Genomic DNA, 17,656 nt, shown 5'->3' on the forward strand with positions numbered 1-17,656 from the left:
TTGGCTTTACACTCTGATTATAAAAAGCCGGAGCTTACATCGTAAGGATGACAATTCATCAATGGAGGGATAAAATCCTTCACTGGACAAAAAACAGCCCCTGCGAAGTATATTCGCAAGGGCTGCTTGGCTCTTGGTTTTTACGTTATATATAAAGGTATATCACTTATCGGAACAAGCTATGCCAGCCGTTTCCTGGCGACCTTGTTCGATTAGGCGATACGCCCGCTCCACTTCTTCTTCACTTGGTGAAGGAACGCCATCCAGTGGATATATTTTGCCGAGTGCTTCCCATTTGTAGATCCCCATCTGATGGTATGGAAGAATTTCGAACTTCTCGACGCCATTTAATGTTCCAATAAACCGTCCGAGGTTAAGCAGATCCTCTTCCTCGTTATGAATGCCAGGCACATACACGTGGCGTATCCACATTTTCCGACCTTGCTCCGATAACCACTTGGCCGTTTTCAACGTTCTCTCGTTCGACTTGCCTGTCAGCTTGATATGTTTCTCATCATCAATATGCTTGAGATCCAGCAGAACCAGGTCTGTGTGATCCAGCAGATCGTGAATCCGTTCCGGTTCGTTAAATCCGTTGCTGTCCAGTGTCGTATGCAATCCCCAGCGACGTTTCACTTCTTTGAAAATTTCAGCTACGAAGTGAGCCTGCAACGTTGGTTCTCCGCCAGATATCGTGAGTCCGCCTCCGGAGCTGCGGTAATAGGATAGATATGGCTCAATCTCAGCCAGTACCTCCTCTAGCGTCATTTCTTTTCCACCATCCAGCGCCCATGTATCAGGGTTATGGCAGTACTGACATTTGAGTAGACATCCTTGCATAAAAAGCACGAAGCGGATGCCTGGGCCGTCAACCGTCCCGAAAGTTTCGAGTGAATGAATATGTCCGTTAACCATGCTGCCTCTTCCTTTCTGTATCCGCATCCGCTGTGCGTTTAATATGAGTTGGAATGTCTTGCTCTAGCGGTCTTCTACTTGCATATTACTTACATCGAGCCATGGAACGTACGGTTGATGACATCCAACTGTTGTTCACGAGTCAGTTTAATGAAGTTAACCGCATATCCGGATACCCGTACAGTCAGTTGCGGATAGTTTTCCGGGTGATCCATCGCATCAATCAGTTGCTGACGATCAAATACGTTAACGTTCAGATGATGAGCGTTTTGACCAAAGTAGCCATCCATCATCGCAGTGAGATTGGATTTACGTGTAGTCTCCTCTTTACCCAATGCTTTTGGCACGATGGAGAAGGTATTGGAAATCCCGTCAAGACTGTGTTCATAAGGCAATTTGGCTACAGAGCCAAGGGAAGCCAGGGCACCTTTTTTGTCACGACCATGCATTGGGTTCGCACCTGGAGCAAATGGTTCACCTGCTTTACGACCGTCCGGTGTAGTCCCTGTTTTCTTACCGTATACCACGTTGGAAGTGATCGTCAGAACGGATTGTGTTGGTATTGCGTTACGGTATGCTTTGTGCTTACGAATCATGCCCATGAAGCTCTCAACCAGTTCAACAGCAATGCTGTCCACGCTATCTTCATTGTTACCGTAACAAGGGAAGTCGCCTTCGATTTCGAAATCAACAGCGATGCCTTGTTCGTTACGGATTGGTTTTACTTTGGCATATTTGATGGCACTCAGTGAATCTGCTGTAACCGAGAGACCCGCAATACCACAAGCCATCGTACGTACAATGTCACGGTCATGCAATGCCATTTCGATACGCTCATAGCTGTATTTATCGTGCATGTAGTGAATGACGTTGAGGGTGTTCATATACAGCTTCGCGAGCCACTCCATCATTGGTTTGAAGCGTTTCATGACTTCATTGTAATCCAGCACTTCACTGGTAATGGCAGGATACTCCGGTCCAACCTGTGCTCCGGATTTCTCGTCACGACCACCGTTGATCGCATACAGGAGAGCTTTTGCCAAGTTGGCACGAGCGCCGAAGAATTGCATTTGTTTCCCGATCTTCATCGCCGATACACAGCAAGCAATACCGTAATCGTCACCATAGATTGGACGCATCAGGTCATCATTTTCATACTGGATTGAGCTGGTTTCAATGGATACTTTGCTGCAATAATCTTTGAAAGCTTCTGGAAGTTTCGTTGACCAGAGAACAGTCAAGTTCGGTTCTGGTGCAGGACCCAGGTTGTGCAGGGTATGCAGGAAACGGAAGCTGTTTTTGGTTACACGTGTTTCACCATTCACAGACATACCACCGATGGACTCGGTCACCCATGTTGGATCTCCACTGAACAGTTCGTTGTAATCCGGTGTGCGCAAGAATTTGACAATCCGCAGTTTCATTACGAAATGGTCCACCAATTCCTGAGCCTGTTCTTCGGACAGAATGCCTTCTTGCAGGTCACGTTGAATGTAGATATCCAGGAAAGAAGATACACGTCCCAGTGACATCGCAGCACCGTTTTGTTCTTTGATCGCAGCGAGGTAACCGAAGTACAACCATTGGAATGCTTCTTTTGCTGTAGTCGCTGGCAAGGAAATATCGAACCCGTGCATATCACCCAATTGTTTCAATTCTTGCAATGCACGAATCTGTTCAGACAATTCTTCCCGCAGACGAATGACATCTTCATCGATAACATCAACTTCGAGTGCGTTCAATTCACCTTTTTTGTTACGAATCAGGAAGTCTACTCCGTACAAAGCTACACGACGATAGTCTCCGATGATCCGGCCACGGCCGTAAGCATCTGGCAGACCTGTAATAATCCCTGCTTTACGCGCTGCACGCATATCGGAAGTATAAGCATCGAATACACCCTGGTTATGTGTTTTGCGAATATTTGTAAATATATCAATGACGCCTTGAGGCAATTCGAAGCCATATGCTTCACATGCATCAATCATCATCCGGATTCCGCCTGTTGGTTGAATGGAACGTCTGAACGGAGCATCGGTCTGAACGCCGACAATCTGTTCTTTGGATTGATCCAGATAACCTGGTTGGTGAGACACAATAGTCGCTGGTGTGTTCACATCAACATCAAGTACACCGCCGTTATCCCGTTCTTTTTTGGTCAGATCAGATACGATCTCCCACAATTCTTTGGTATTCTGGGTTGCACCTGCTAGGAATGCTTCATCACCGTAATACGGAGTCAAGTTGTGTGCCAGAAAATCATTCACATCTACGGATTTGGTCCATGTTCCTTTGGTAAAGTTTCTCCAGCCTGTTTGTTGTTTGACATCTTTTTCAATCACCGACATCTTAATCCCTCCACTAATTTGGATTTCTGGACACATAACATCTTGCTTCATTCGTAGCATTGTGTGCCCAGAGCCGCGATTAATGTGAATTGTTTCACATAAACCGGATCATGTTCTCTCTACTTGGGAACCGGAACCGCGGGATGAATGTTTTTCTTACATTTTCAGTATACGTCTTGAGGCTTTCATCATCTGTGATTTTTGTCACAAAGTCAGTGAACTAACTCACTCCACCTGCGCTGTGTCCCATTGAACCCCCTTTAGATTCACACTTAGCCACTGCGCGGGCAGAACAACCTTCCAATCGCTGCTCACTATTTAAATTTACTGAAAAAGCGAATGAACATTAGGTGGTGTACACTGGCCACTGCAAGTAGAGAACAACCTTCCGATCGCTGTTACCCCCGGATTTTTTTTCACTTTTTCAAAGGTGAAAATCCGTTGATAAAGGCGAACGCTCCGCTTCTTCAGGTTTTTTCTCTCCTCTCCGTTATCGTGTACATGTGTAGTTCAACTGATAAAACAACAAAGTTCATAATTTATTTTAAAGACGCATGCTTCGCTTTTTAGGTTTGTTCTGCCCCTCTGTTGTTGTGTAAAGGGAATAGTTCAAACGGCCACATCACGGATTCCGTGTAACCTCTAAAAAGACGGCAATCGGGGCTCCCCTCTCGGGGAACCCTGATCTTTTTTTGCCGCAAGGCACGCTTCGTTCTAGATTTGCTATTCAAACTTTCCGTAGAAAGCGTTGCGGTATACATCAGCCAGTTCAGTTACCAGCGGCAACTTCGGATTGGCGGTTGTGCATTGGTCTTCGAAGGCACGGTCTGCCAGATAATCTACATGTGCTTCGAAGTCTTTGGCATCAAATCCGATTTCTTGGAACGATTCTTCAATGCCCAATGTTTTGTTCAGTTTGCGAATGGCATTGATCAGACTGGTTACGCCTTCTTCTGTCGTACGTGCAGGCAATCCTAGAATCCGGGCAATTTCGGCATACCGCTCATCCGCTACAAAGTGCGAATATTTCGGGAACGATGCAAATTTGGTCGGTTTTTTCGCGTTGTAACGAATAACGTGCGGCATCAGAATCGCATTGGTGCGTCCGTGTGCGGTGTGGTACTGACCGCCCCATTTGTGCGCCAAGCTGTGGTTAATGCCCAGGAATGCGTTGGCAAAAGCCATACCGGCAATGGTGGAAGCATTATGCATTTTCTCACGTGCCAGTTTGTCACCTTGCAATGCCGATTGCTCCAGGTATTGGAATACCAGTTGAATCGCTTTGATCGCAAGGCCATCCGTGTAATCATTCGCCATGACGGATACATATGCTTCGATGGCGTGAGTCAGTACGTCCATACCTGTATCTGCAACGGCTGTTCTAGGCAGAGAGTATACAAACTCCGGATCGACAATTGCTACGTCTGGTGTCAGCTCATAGTCGGCCAATGGATATTTGGTATTCCCTTGATTTTTATCTGTGATAACCGCGAACGATGTTACTTCAGAACCTGTACCGGATGTCGTTGGAATCGCTACAAATTTCGCTTTTACGCCGAGACGTGGATATTTGTAGATCCGTTTGCGGATATCCATGAATTTTTGTTTCAGATCGTTAAAGTCCGTGTCCGGATATTCATAGAACAACCACATGGCTTTCGCAGCATCCATCGGTGATCCCCCGCCGAGTGCGATAATGCAGTCTGGCTGGAAGCGGCGCATCATTTCGGTTCCGCGATCTACCGTTGTTGTGGATGGATCTGGCTCTACATCGGAGAATACTTCGATTGCTACTGGCATTTGGCGTTGACGCAGATAATGTTCTACCTTTTCCACATATCCCAGTTTCACCATCATGGCATCCGTAATAATCGCCACACGTGTGATGTCAGGCATTTTGGCAAGATACTGCGTTGCCCCTTTTTCGAAGTAGACTTTGTTCGGCACTTTGAACCATTGCATATTCACGGTACGGCGAGCCACCCTTTTCACATTGATTAAGTTCACAGCGGTTACGTTGGAAGAAGTCGAGTTACGTCCATATGATCCGCATCCCAGTGTCAATGATGGCATATTCGTGTTGTAGATATCCCCGATGGCACCATGTGTAGATGGTGAATTCACAATGATCCGTCCAGTTTGCAGACGATCTGCGAATTTGCCAATCACTTCTTCATTTGTGGAGTGGATCACCGAGGAGTGCCCCATGCCGCCAAAAGCAACCACTTCTGCTGCACGTTCAATGCCCTCTGCTGCAGTTTTGACTTTGTAACAAGCCAGTACCGGACTTAATTTCTCTGCCGACAATGGGAATTTGGTACCTACCCCTTCAATCTCGGCTACAAGAATTTTGGTGCCTGCAGGAACTTCAATACCGCACAACTTCGCAATGCTCACCGCAGATTGACCCACAATCGCTGGATTCACTGCACATTTCTCGGCGTTAATTGCACCTGCTGTCAATTTTGCTGCTTCATCTTTGTTAACAAAGTAACAGCCATTCGCGATCATTTTTTTCTTCACTTGATCGAAGATCGGTTCTTCAATGATGACCGCTTGCTCGGATGCACAGATCATGCCGTTGTCGAAAGACTTGGACAGGATCAAATCCGTCACTGCCTGATTGATATCCGCGCTTTTCTCGATAAAGCAAGGAACGTTACCCGGTCCTACGCCCAGTGCAGGTTTACCACAGCTGTACGCTGCACGTACCATGCCGGATCCGCCTGTTGCCAGAATGAGAGCCACATCATTGTGATTCATCAGTTCGTTCGTACGATCCATGGAAGGATCATCAATCCATTGGATACAATCCGCTGGAGCACCATGCTTCACCGCTGCATCGCGCAGGATTTTGGCAGCTTCGCGGCTACAATTCTGTGCAGATGGGTGGAAACCAAAGATAATCGGGTTACGCGTCTTGATGGAGATCAGTGCTTTAAACATCGTTGTTGATGTTGGATTCGTGACGGGTGTAATCCCCATAATAATACCGACCGGCTCCGCGATTTTCTGGAAGCTCTCATACTCGTTATCTTCAATTACACCTACGGTTTTGTCATACTTGATGCTGTGGTAGACATATTCTGTTGCAAATATATTTTTGGTGATTTTATCCTCATATACTCCGCGGCCTGTTTCTTCTACGGCCATCTTGGCGAGCATCATGTGTTTATCCAGACCCGCAAGCGCCATCGCTTGCACAATCCGGTCAATCTGCATCTGATCCATCTTCATGAATGCGGCGTGTGCTTTATTCGCTTTGTCGATTAACGTTTGAATATACTGACCTGCTGTCGGTTCTTTTGCTGGGGCGACTTCGTTCTTTACAGCCATCTCCCTCATCCTCCTAAAGGTTCGTATTGGTTTGTCTCTCTTCTTTACATTCACATCGTAACATGACCATAAACTTAATTATGTGATTTTTTTCACAAAGTATAACAAATTTAATTTAAGTTTTGTAGTGTCCTTCATCCAACCATTTTCACTTTCTATTTAAAGTATAGGGCTGTAAAAATCATGCTCTCCAATAAAAGTGAATTTAATCACAATGTTTGAAATTTCGTCATTTTTGCCCCCTTTCCTTCCCCCTCAAACGGTAAGATTAGGTATATACTGAACTTAAAAATTGAACCACCGCAATTTGTACCGTCCTTCCTCCCGGCCGAGATGACCCTGATCAGGACGGCAACGGTTTGCGGCAAACCTCGGAGGCTACTGCAAGCTACAGGAGTCCATCCGACGGACACAAAGGGGAGATAGACTTATGTTAGAACTAACAACTGTACTGGAAAAACGCGGCAATACGAACTGTTTCTCGGAAGCGAATTTCAACCATCTGCTGGTTACCATGAAAGATAGAACCTATCCGGAAGGTACACATCTGTACTGGGAAGGAGACGTCTCTGACAAACTTTATTATATGAAACGGGGCCGTGCCCAGATCACCAAATCCACGGATGAAGGCAAGGAACTAATCATGTACATGTATCAGTCCGGTGATATGATTGGGCAGGCTGATCCCTTCTTCGGCTCGAAACACACCTTCTCAGCGGAAGTACTGGAGGATAGTGAGATCGGTGTACTGGAGCATAAGGACCTGGAGATGCTAATCTGCCAGCATTGTGACTTCGCGATCGACTTTATGAAATGGATGGGCATCCACCACCGGTTGACACAGACGAAGTTCCGGGATCTCATGTTATATGGCAAACCAGGTGCGCTTTGCTCCACCCTCATTCGATTGTCGAATTCGTATGGTGAGCCTCATGGAGAGCATGTCATTATTCATAAAAAAATTACCCACACGGACCTGTCCAATATGATTGGAGCTACCCGTGAAAGTGTAAACCGCATGTTAAGCGATCTGCGCAAGAAAGATGCGATCGAATATGACAATGGCATGATCGTCATCAAAGATCTGAAGATGCTGCAAGGGATCTGTCACTGTGAACTTTGCCCGAACGAGATCTGTCGTATTTAATAATTGACTATGCTAATCGAATGTTGCTTTAATTTTAATGAAAAAAGCCCAGTTCTCCTAAATAGAGATTGGGCTTCTTGGTATGCTTAGGATGCATTGGTCAATTCAAGCTTCACCGCATCACGTGGATTCAATTTCATGTCCAAACCATTTTCCATTAGTTCTTTGTCATTCACCATAATGACCCACCGCTCATTCATGCGGGGTGTGACATTCTCGACGGAAACGACGAATTTGTTATTCTCTGACATTCTTACAATTCCGCTGGACTTCAACACATCGCGAACGGTACACTCTTGAACGTAGACTCCGGCATATTGACGATTGAGGGTTGGCATAATGTTTCCACCGCTCACCTTGAGTAACGTTGTCTGATATGCAACGCCATCCCCCCCACTGTCAGCGGCTTTCACGTAAATGATCACTTCATCTTTGGCATGAAGCTCCATGTCCCAATCTTCCTGTTCAATGTCCTTGCCATTCAATTTGACAGCCCAGCTAAGCGAAGAATCCAGAGAAACTTCACCAACGGATTGTATCCGTTTGCCATCTGCCGTAAAATCAACCAGTCCGCTATTGAGTAATGCCTTTTTGAGTGTCAAACCTTCGCTAAAATCTCGCTTAATGGACTTGGTTGCATCAGGCAAAAACGTACTGCCATCTACAGCCACTGTAATCGTATTCGCTGTTTCTGTCTCTTTGACAATTGGCTGTTCAGAAGGCTGTGTCTCACTACAACCAGCCAAGATCGCCAGTAAGAGCAAACATACACCTATGTAACCGGGGATTTTCTTCATCATGTAGGTAACACCACCCTGCGTAAAATCATTCACCCTGTTGTCCATAACCTCTATTATGGCACAACCTTCAGCAAAAAAAAGTGTCAAAGCCGTTACTTTTAAGGGAGTGCCTCTCCAAATAAGGCTTGTACAAGAAAGAGAGCCTGCACACAGGCTCTCCAATCTGAATCATTTTCTCGATTTCATTGGTTCTGCTGTTACTGGACACTAGCCTGCATGTATGTCCGTCCTCCATCTCCATCTTTCAGATATGGATTAAGTCCGAAGAACTGTTCTTCAGACACATATACACCTGTCAGCAATCGCCCTTCAAGCAAGCCTCCGTCCACCTGCACGCAACATGAAGGTGCGTCTACATACTCCTGATATAACGGAATCTGCCCATATGGTTGATGTATCTTGAACACCTTGCCTTGCTCATGCAAAGGCCGTTCAGAGAAATAGGTAGGCACAATATAACGGGCAATGACATCCAGTTCCTGAACGCTATAGAAGGCGTCATCCCCAAGCCAAGGTGCAAACATTCGAATCTTCTCATATTGAGACCAGACAACCGCCTGAATCAGCATTTCTGCGTGAACCAACCGACCTTCTCCGATATCCAGAAGCAACTGCTTTTCATCGATTGTTTCTTCCATCTGAGACATCGTTAAATCAGGTTGTCTCAGTTCACATCCGATACACTTCCAGCCCCTGGACGTTTGAATCCATTTTTGCAGCACAGCCGGAGCTAATCTCGGGCCATCGCTGTTCACAGAATGTGTATTCACTTCGGTTAGATCATCTTTAACCGAACGGGAGTATGCTGTGCGCTTAAATAACTCTGCAGCTTTTTTGTATATTAGATGGACCTGAATGGATGCGCTCTCAAGTTCTGCAATATCTTTCTTGCCGTAGCGTACTTCACGGGATAAGCTTTCTTCTCTCATGACAAGTGGGCCTCCTTCGCTCCGGCCGTCTGTGGCCATTTTCTATAGATTATACTACAACTCATGACAACATGTGCAACGCCCAAGAGAAAAACGCCGATCCACGTTATTTTTAAGACAAAAACCCCTGATTTCCACAGAAATCAGGAGTCTAAGTCATTCATGCAACGAAAGTGGGTGATGTTGCTTAGACGTTAGTCAACCCACTTCTCAGCCCAGTCTTGAATTTGATTCATGACAGGCTGGAGCGCTCTACCTTTATCCGTCAGTTCATATTCAATACGAACCGGCGTCTCAGGATAGACGTGACGAACCAGAATACCTTCACCCTCCAGATCTTTCATCCGTTCGGATAACATCTTATCACTCATGGATGGAATCAGATTGGAGATATCCTTGAATCGCTTCGAACCACTCATCAACGTTTGAATAATTAAACCATTCCAGCGCTTGCCCAAAAAGGAAAACGCCGTCTCAAAACGCGGACACATCCGCAAGTCTTGACCTTCCACATTAATCACCTCTTTAGAGATCACTCAACTTACATTTTGTTAGTATATTTCATAATAACATATTTAAGCATTAAAGAAAACGTCTGCCCCTAAAAAGTTTAAATTTTAGAAGTATTACTTGTTATATCCCAGTATACCTTACAGCCCGTCTCGTAACCATGGGAAATATCGTATAACTTCCCCATAATACTATCTTACCCAAAAGGAACCCAACTGCCACAGTCATCATCGACTTGCAGAAGGGTTCCTTGGTATGGATATGTTATCCCAGATTTTTTGATTCCTTTCTAGGAATAAAGAAATTGTGAATTAAACCAGCACGCCACCAAATGGTCTTACAGGTTCGCTCTTGCCAAATTCCGGCTTAAAGCTGCGGGCAGGATATGCCCATTTTACTGCGTTACTGATTACTCGCAATATTTCCGGTTTGTAATAGGTCGGATACGTCTCATGACCTGGTCGGAAATAAAAGATTTTACCTTCACCACGCCGGAACGTACATCCGCTCCGGAATACTTCCCCACCCTGGAAGTTACTTACAAACACCAGTTCATCCGGTACTGGAATATCGAAGAATTCACCGTACATCTCTTCTTTTTCCAATACAATCTTGCCTTCAATGCCATCTGCAATCGGATGAGATGGATTTACACACCATACAATTTCCTGCTCGTCAGCTACACGCCATTTCAGATCGCAGCTGGTTCCCATCAGCGCTTTGAATGGTTTGGAGAAATGACCTGAATGTAGCACAATCATTCCCATCCCGTTCAGCACTCGCTGTGCAACCTTCTGTGAGATCTCATCGCTTACACGATCATGTGCCATATGTCCCCACCATATAAGCACATCTGTGGAATTCAGCACTTCATCACTCAATCCGTGTTCAGGCTGATCCAGTGTAGCCGTACGAATAGCAAAGCCTTCGCCGCCAAGTCCGTCAGCCAGTGCTCGATGCAGACCATCCGGGTAGACTTCCCTTACTTCATCGTGAATTTTCTCATGGACAAATTCATTCCAAATGGTGACGTTGATCATATTCAATTTCCCCCTAGTGTAGCTCTAAACCCACCACATATCGCCCAGCGGTTCTTCAATCAATACTTGCTGGAGATTTTGTACGGCTTTAGAGAATCCTTCTTCAACCGACATCAGACCGTCCTCGTGTTCAATACTTACTACGTAATCATAACCGACCAGACGCAAGGCACTAATAATATCTGCCCATGTCTTGTTATCATGTCCATAACCGACAGAGCGGAACTGCCAAGCGCGATCCAGCATATTCGTATAATCTTGCATATCCGTTACACCGTGTTTGTTCACGTTTACCGGATCAATTGTTGTATCTTTGGCATGGAAGTGATGGATGGCTCCTTCACGGCCCAAGATGTGAATGGCCTGAACCGGATCAATACCTTGCCACCACATGTGACTTGGGTCCAGATTGGCTCCGATTACTTCACCTGCTGCCTCACGCAGTCTCAGCAAGGTTGCTGGTGTATGAACGGAGAATCCACCGTGCAGCTCCAATCCGACTTTTACGTTACGATCTGCTGCAAATTTACCCCACTCTGTCCAATACGGAATCACTTTGTTCTCCCACTGCCACTTCAGGACCTCCTGGAAATCATTCGGCCATGGTGCAACAGGCCAGTTCGGATACTTGGCATCCTCATGGTCTCCCGGACAACCGGAGAATGTATTCACTACAGGCACTTCCAGCTTCTCAGCCAGTTCTACCGTTTTAACAAAATCATCGTGGAATCCCTTCGCAATATCCTTTTGCGGATGAAGCGGGTTACCGTGACAGCTCAGTGCACTAATTGTCAAACCACGTGACTCCACTGCGTTTTTGAAGTTTTTAAGTGCCGTAGGATTGCTTAACAATTCATCCGGCTTACAATGTGCATTGCCTGGATGTCCGCCTGTTCCGATCTCTACTGCTTTTAATCCCTTTGATGCTACATAATCAAGAGCATCCTCCAATTTACGTCCTCCGAATAGTACCAAAAATACGCCGAGTTTCAAGTGCGATTCCTCCCTGGATTAGATATCGAATAATTGCTGAATTCATGAAAATTGAACTGTATACACATTTACCGTTCAGAATCATATGCCTGTTTGCTTAGTGTGGAAAATCGAGAGTGTTTCTATCCTGAAATTGAACGTAAGAATACTGGTTATTCTTCATCATTCGTATGGGCATCAAGCGTTAACACTTGTTACTCATACTAGAGCGATTCCACGCTTTCAATCTCAGTTTGAACTGTGCGAGTTACTGCAAAAGCGTCATAGTTGCTCTCCAGATGTATGTGCTTGCCTTCAAGTGAAGAACGCTGGAATGAATGCATAGCTTCCAGTACGTGATAAGCGAGCTTGCCACTGGCTTTGTGTTCGCGTCCGGCACGAATGGATTCAACCATTTCGGTTACGCCGATGCCTCGTTCGTTTTGTCCACTTTCGAAGACTGGTTTGACTGTCTCCCAAGTGTCTTGACCGTATCTGCGAACCTTCACTTCCCCGTTAAAATAGTTGGGGTCCGGTACACTTAGCGTACCTTCTGTACCGTAGATTTCAATACGTGGCAGATCCGAAGCTCCGCGAATATCGAAACTGGTAATCATGGTCGCAATGGCACCTTCTGCGAAATCAATGGTTCCTGCCAAGTGGGTAGGCGTCTCTACTTGCAACGCTGTACCTTCCTTCGGCCCGGAGCCGATCTTGCGATCTGCAATCTGTATGCCTGCCGAGGCGCTAATTCTGCGTATCGGTCCAAGCAGCGTAATCAGAGCGGTCAGGTAGTAGGGTCCCATATCAAACATCGGTCCACCACCTGCAACATAAAAGAACTCCGGATTAGGATGCCAAGCTTCCGGTCCTCCACCCATGAAGAATGAAGTCGCTGCAATCGGCTTGCCGATCAGGCCATCCTCAATCGCTTTACGAGCCGTTTGAATGCCTGAACCAAGGAACGTATCCGGTGCAGAACCCACGTACAATCCCTTTTCTTCAGCCAGCTCAACAACCTTACGACCATCCTCAAGAGAAATTGCCAGCGGCTTCTCGGCATACACATGTTTGCCTGCTTCGAGTGCAGCCAGATCGGTCATGGCATGACTGCCAGGAACCGTAAGGTTCAACACAAGTTCAATTTCGTTATTTTGCAGCAACTCATCTACATTGTAAACGTTTGCGATATTAAATTCATCTGCCCGTTCCTGAGCGCGTTCACGAATCAAATCCGCAACAGCCACGACTTCAATGACCGGGTTGTTTTTGAGATTTTCCAGGTAGATGGCGCTGATGTTACCACACCCGATGATGCCTGCTTTCATTTTCTCCACTGTGACGTTCATCTCCTTACGCATGGTGAAAATCTGCGTTTGAATGGTTGAGATACATATGTTTTGTTGGATGTTTCCTGTTCCTTAAATCTAATACTATGGTATTCCGTTTCAGCTTCAATTAAAATGAATAATATGATTGAAACATGAACTATCTGGTCATAATTTTCAAATTGCAAGGAGTATGCCCATGCCGACAGATCAATCCTGCCAAGTTCTTACAGCAGGCTTTTCATTTCATCGTAAACCCTACGCTATGGTGCAGCCTGAAGGGGTCAAGAACTACCTGTTAAGACTGCAAACAGACGGACGTTGCCGTGCACGCATTGACGGGGACATGTCCCTGGTGGATGCGGGCGATCTGCTTCTTTTTGATCCTGATGAGCCCTATGAGCTGAGAATAGACAATGAAATTAATCCGATGGGAGAACGACTGGTGGAGAGTGGTGACTATCACATCTTCTTCAATGGTTCCTGGGTGGATGAGTGGTGGAAGCGTCACAAACGGCCGACACGGATCAAAGTCGAACTGACGGAAAGTCTTTTAGTCCTGTTTCGACAGCTCGTGCTGGAGCAACGCCGCATCTCTAATCCTTATCCGGAAATTTCAAGTTATTATATGCGAATTTTATGTCTCGAAGTGGATCGTCTGCTTGCGGAGCATCCAACGATAACCAATACCAATTATGTGGCTTATGAGATCAAGAACTACATTGAAGAAAACGCTTCCTCTTTATTCAAGCTGGATGATGTGGCAACACACATTGGCATCAGTGTCTCACGGGGTGTTCATCTCTTCAAAGAGGCATTTGGCAAAAGCATCATGCAATACACGCTTGACGTACGGCTGAACATGGCCAGGGAACGGATTATTTTCAGTCCAATGACCCTGGAGCAAGTGTCCGAATCTTCTGGCTTCAACAACTATACCTATTTCCATCGGGTATTCCGTTCCCGGTTCGGCATGTCCCCGAAGGAATTCCGCGTCATTCACCGGGAACAGATGTAATCATACCAGTATACGTAAGTTGAACTTATTTGCGCGCGGCTATGGCCTCAGATACAACCATCGCCAGATCTTCATTGCCAAACATGGACAACACTCCAAGTACCGTATCATCCGGGATCTCACCGGCTTCCTCCTTGGATACAATCAGCTTCTGCACCTGCTGCAAACGTTCGTTGCTCTGCTGATTCGGGTAGGCTTGCCGGTACATCTCTTCCGGGTCCAAACTATTATTCACACACCACTGGGCAAATACGAGGATCATCATCTCTTCTTCCTGTTTATAGGTTTCAATGACCGCTTCCTCGATTTGCTTGTTACGTTCCTTTTCATATTCATCCATGACGTGTAATCCTCCGTATGTGTATTCTCTAACTATTTGCGAATCAATTGTTCAGCCAGTTCATGACTGTCCATGACATGACTTGCACTGATCAGGCAATCATCTGGCGAGTCCAGACAAGCCAGGAAATTATCAACTGCTCCGCTAAAACCTCTGCGTGCTAACACGGTGTCCCAGCTCCCGAACGCTTCTTTGGTTTCCAGACTCCCCTGTTCCAAGTAGCTAATCGTGTCCATGTTCACCACTTCAGCAGAACGCCCACCACCATGCAATTCGACCTTCTCCAGATCTGCCCCAGCTTCACGCACCATATCGAATCGACCGTAGGCTGTTCTACCCAGCTTGGCCGTTCCGGTTGCATGCAGTAATCGGTCCAGATCATTCTTCCGAATCCATTGGTGAAGCAGCTCCACATTATGATCCGAGTACCACAACATCAGATCGAGCATATGGATGAGATCATCATAGATCGTTTCTGCCGCAGGACGATCCTGAATGCCTGTACGATGTTTGGTCACTGTCAGGGAGTCGAAGCCTTTTCCACCCTCCATCCATTTTTTCGCTTTTTGATACATCGGTGCGAATCTGCGGTTGAAGCCCACGGCCAGCAACAGACCTTGTGCCTCGGCAAAAGCAGTCATCTCTTCCGACTCCCGAAGCGTATAGGATAACGGCTTGTCTACATACACGGCTAATCCCTGTTCCAGACATTGCATGACAATGTCAAAGTGCGCTTCTGTTGCTGTATGTACAAACACCGCATCCAAGTCCCAGGACAACAGTTCTTTCAGATCCGTTGTTCCCCGTTCTAATCGATACGCCTCCTGAACGGCTTTGACCGGCTCCGGAGATCGGTTCATAATGCCTACAATCTCCACGTTCGGATGAGCGGTTAACAGCGGCAAATATACTTTACGTGCAATATCGCCGAGGCCGATAATTGCAACTCGTTTACGTTGGGTTGTTTCCATGATGATCATTCCACCTTCAGTTCGGTTCTATATTTCCACGTCCTATAGTGTAACCCTTCGGACAGCAACTTGCCAGTGATTGCAGCAGACTTCTCACGAATTGTTCAGACCATGGGCGAACGTGGTAAACTTATAATGAAAAGCAGTACAGATCGGGACACGACTAGACCTGCCTGATCTGAAAGGAGCGTTTGGGATTTTGCGAAAATGGTTATGGCTTCTGTTATATGTTTTACTTGCAGGAGTCACGTTTATTTACAGATATGAACTGCTGGCCTGGACCGATCTTCATCAGTCCATTCCGCTGTTACTCGCCATGGCAACATTGTTTGCTCTGGTGCCTGTAATTCCTTATAAGTTTGTTATTATCGCCTTTGGTTACAGTTACGGTACTACCACGGCAGCCTGGATATGCTGGCTTGGCACTACACTTGCTGCCATGCTCGTCTATGGCGGAGCAAGAACCATCTTCAGACATCAGGCGAGATCGTACCTCGAACGCATTCGAGGTCTGAGCCGTTTTACCACATGGATGGAAGCACATCCATTTATGGGTGTTATGTCGATGCGATTGTTGCCGGTCGTGCCTCAGATGGCCGTTAATATCTACGCAGGTATAACGTATACGCCATTCTGGGTCTTCATGGTTGCTACGGCTATTGGCAAAATGCCCGCGATTTTTGTTTTTGCCTATGCAGGTGCACAGGCTGAAACCTCGATCTGGCTGAGCTTGGCGATCCTTGCCGGATACCTGGTGTTCATGGCCATTGTATTGCTCCTATTTCGCTTTCGGTCACGAAACAAAGCCTGAATTCAGAATTCGCAAGTATTCAGATCCAGTTTGTTTTCAATCCTGCTTGGTTGGCTTGCCAATTCAGGATATAATAGAAGAGCAAGCCCAATGCTTGTGTTAACAGGTTAATAAAAATGGTAGATTGCTGGAGCTCGAACACGAGCGCTAAATCTTCATCAGAAATGGAGTGACTATAGCATGGAACAACATTCAAGTGAGTTAGCAACTTTTGCAGGCGGATGCTTCTGGTGTATGGTATCCCCCTTTGAAGAACTGCCCGGTATTCACAAGATTGTATCGGGTTATACAGGAGGACATACCGAGAATCCAACATATGAAGAGGTCTGCTCGGAGACAACAGGACATGTAGAGGCTGTGCAAATTACATTCGACCCTGCTATCTTCCCTTATAAGAAACTGGTTGAACTGTTCTGGCAGCAGATCGACCCTACGGATACAGGCGGGCAATTCCATGACCGCGGATCTTCCTATCAGACGGCCATTTTCTATCATAGCGAAGAGCAGCGCCAGATTGCCGAAGCGTCCAAAGCGGAGCTGGGACAAAGCGGGCGTTTTGACAAACCCATCTTCACGCCGATCTTGCCAGCCAAACCGTTCTATGAAGCCGAAGAACATCACCAGAATTATCACCGGAAGAACCCTGCCCACTACAAACGGTACAGCAAAGGTTCTGGACGCGTAGATTTCATCGAACGCAACTGGTCCGGCAAGGTGGACAAAGACGGACTGAAAGAGCGTCTGACGCCGCTTCAATATGAAGTGACCCAGAACAGCGCGACCGAACCTGCATTCCATAACGAATTCTGGGATCACCACGGTGACGGGATCTATGTGGACATCGTATCCGGCGAGCCATTGTTCAGTTCTACTGACAAATACGATTCGGGTTGCGGCTGGCCGAGCTTCACACGTCCATTGCGTGACCACAATGTGAAGGAAAAAACCGATCTCAGTCACTTCATGATTCGTACCGAAGTGAGAAGTCGTGAGGGGGATTCCCATCTGGGTCACCTGTTCAATGATGGTCCTGCCGAAGCTGGTGGAATGCGTTATTGCATCAACTCTGCGGCACTTCGTTTTGTACCCAAAGAAGACCTTCAAAAAGAAGGATACGGTGAGTACGCCGTCCTTTTCCAATAAGTTTGAATACCAAAAAGAGCAGTGGGATGATCCCGCTGCTCTTTTTGG

General features: G+C 46.4%; 15 protein-coding genes. 4 read left to right on the forward strand and 11 right to left on the reverse strand.

Annotated features, from left to right (window positions below; genetic code table 11):
- Positions 1–162: 162 nt before the first annotated feature.
- The 3 genes from pflA to adhE form a co-directional block, all read right to left on the reverse strand.
- Positions 163–915: a pyruvate formate-lyase-activating protein gene (pflA, locus tag MKY85_RS19775; protein ID WP_342570581.1), complete on the reverse strand. Its 753-nt coding sequence runs from the start codon at positions 913–915 to the stop codon at positions 163–165.
- An 89-nt stretch (positions 916–1,004) separates the two neighbouring features.
- Positions 1,005–3,263 carry a formate C-acetyltransferase gene (pflB, locus tag MKY85_RS19780; RefSeq protein ID WP_342570582.1) on the reverse strand — a complete coding sequence of 753 codons (2,259 nt, stop codon included), beginning with the start codon at positions 3,261–3,263 and terminating at the stop codon, positions 1,005–1,007.
- Positions 3,264–3,986: 723 nt separating this feature from the next.
- Positions 3,987–6,599, reverse strand: coding sequence for a bifunctional acetaldehyde-CoA/alcohol dehydrogenase (gene adhE, locus MKY85_RS19785; RefSeq protein ID WP_339235545.1), 2,613 nt, complete (start codon positions 6,597–6,599; stop codon positions 3,987–3,989).
- 430 nt (positions 6,600–7,029) lie between these two features.
- Between adhE and MKY85_RS19790 the strand changes: the two genes are divergently transcribed.
- Positions 7,030–7,746, forward strand: coding sequence for a Crp/Fnr family transcriptional regulator (locus MKY85_RS19790; protein WP_339235547.1), 717 nt, complete (start codon positions 7,030–7,032; stop codon positions 7,744–7,746).
- Between the two features lie 86 nt (positions 7,747–7,832).
- Here MKY85_RS19790 and MKY85_RS19795 read toward each other — a convergent pair whose 3' ends face one another.
- The 6 genes from MKY85_RS19795 to MKY85_RS19820 form a co-directional block, all read right to left on the reverse strand.
- Positions 7,833–8,546: a hypothetical protein gene (locus tag MKY85_RS19795; protein ID WP_017687552.1), complete on the reverse strand. Its 714-nt coding sequence runs from the start codon at positions 8,544–8,546 to the stop codon at positions 7,833–7,835.
- A gap of 197 nt (positions 8,547–8,743) precedes the next feature.
- A complete protein-coding gene (locus MKY85_RS19800) occupies positions 8,744–9,475 on the reverse strand; it encodes a hypothetical protein (RefSeq protein WP_342570583.1) in 732 nt (243 codons plus the stop codon).
- A gap of 194 nt (positions 9,476–9,669) precedes the next feature.
- Positions 9,670–9,966, reverse strand: a complete 297-nt coding sequence (locus tag MKY85_RS19805; protein WP_253442681.1) for a helix-turn-helix domain-containing protein — start codon at positions 9,964–9,966, stop codon at positions 9,670–9,672.
- Between the two features lie 330 nt (positions 9,967–10,296).
- On the reverse strand, positions 10,297–11,025 hold the full coding sequence (locus MKY85_RS19810; protein WP_017687549.1) for a trehalose utilization protein ThuA: 729 nt from the start codon (positions 11,023–11,025) through the stop codon (positions 10,297–10,299).
- A gap of 24 nt (positions 11,026–11,049) precedes the next feature.
- A complete protein-coding gene (locus tag MKY85_RS19815; RefSeq protein WP_253438881.1) occupies positions 11,050–12,018 on the reverse strand; it encodes a sugar phosphate isomerase/epimerase in 969 nt (322 codons plus the stop codon).
- A 203-nt stretch (positions 12,019–12,221) separates the two neighbouring features.
- The gene (locus MKY85_RS19820) at positions 12,222–13,334 is read right to left on the reverse strand and encodes a Gfo/Idh/MocA family oxidoreductase (RefSeq protein WP_342570584.1); all 1,113 of its coding nucleotides are present in this window, start codon (positions 13,332–13,334) and stop codon (positions 12,222–12,224) included.
- Positions 13,335–13,524: 190 nt separating this feature from the next.
- Between MKY85_RS19820 and MKY85_RS19825 the strand changes: the two genes are divergently transcribed.
- Positions 13,525–14,343 carry an AraC family transcriptional regulator gene (locus MKY85_RS19825; RefSeq protein ID WP_339307136.1) on the forward strand — a complete coding sequence of 273 codons (819 nt, stop codon included), beginning with the start codon at positions 13,525–13,527 and terminating at the stop codon, positions 14,341–14,343.
- Positions 14,344–14,368: 25 nt separating this feature from the next.
- On the opposite strand, the gene MKY85_RS19830 is transcribed toward MKY85_RS19825, so the two are convergent.
- Together MKY85_RS19830 and MKY85_RS19835 are read right to left on the reverse strand one after the other, a co-directional pair.
- Positions 14,369–14,683 (reverse strand): hypothetical protein, encoded by a 315-nt coding sequence (locus MKY85_RS19830; RefSeq protein WP_342570585.1) that lies wholly within the window; start codon positions 14,681–14,683, stop codon positions 14,369–14,371.
- A gap of 32 nt (positions 14,684–14,715) precedes the next feature.
- Positions 14,716–15,654 carry a Gfo/Idh/MocA family oxidoreductase gene (locus MKY85_RS19835; protein WP_342570586.1) on the reverse strand — a complete coding sequence of 313 codons (939 nt, stop codon included), beginning with the start codon at positions 15,652–15,654 and terminating at the stop codon, positions 14,716–14,718.
- A 199-nt stretch (positions 15,655–15,853) separates the two neighbouring features.
- Here MKY85_RS19835 and MKY85_RS19840 point away from each other — a divergent pair, with 199 nt between their 5' ends.
- Positions 15,854–16,465, forward strand: coding sequence for a VTT domain-containing protein (locus MKY85_RS19840; RefSeq protein ID WP_342570587.1), 612 nt, complete (start codon positions 15,854–15,856; stop codon positions 16,463–16,465).
- Positions 16,466–16,645: 180 nt separating this feature from the next.
- On the forward strand, positions 16,646–17,608 hold the full coding sequence (gene msrA / locus MKY85_RS19845) for a peptide-methionine (S)-S-oxide reductase MsrA (protein ID WP_339235569.1): 963 nt from the start codon (positions 16,646–16,648) through the stop codon (positions 17,606–17,608).
- Positions 17,609–17,656: the final 48 nt, after the last annotated feature.

Origin of the sequence: Paenibacillus sp. FSL R5-0749, assembly GCF_038595085.1 — a bacterium.
In the GTDB taxonomy this organism is placed as follows: domain Bacteria; phylum Bacillota; class Bacilli; order Paenibacillales; family Paenibacillaceae; genus Paenibacillus.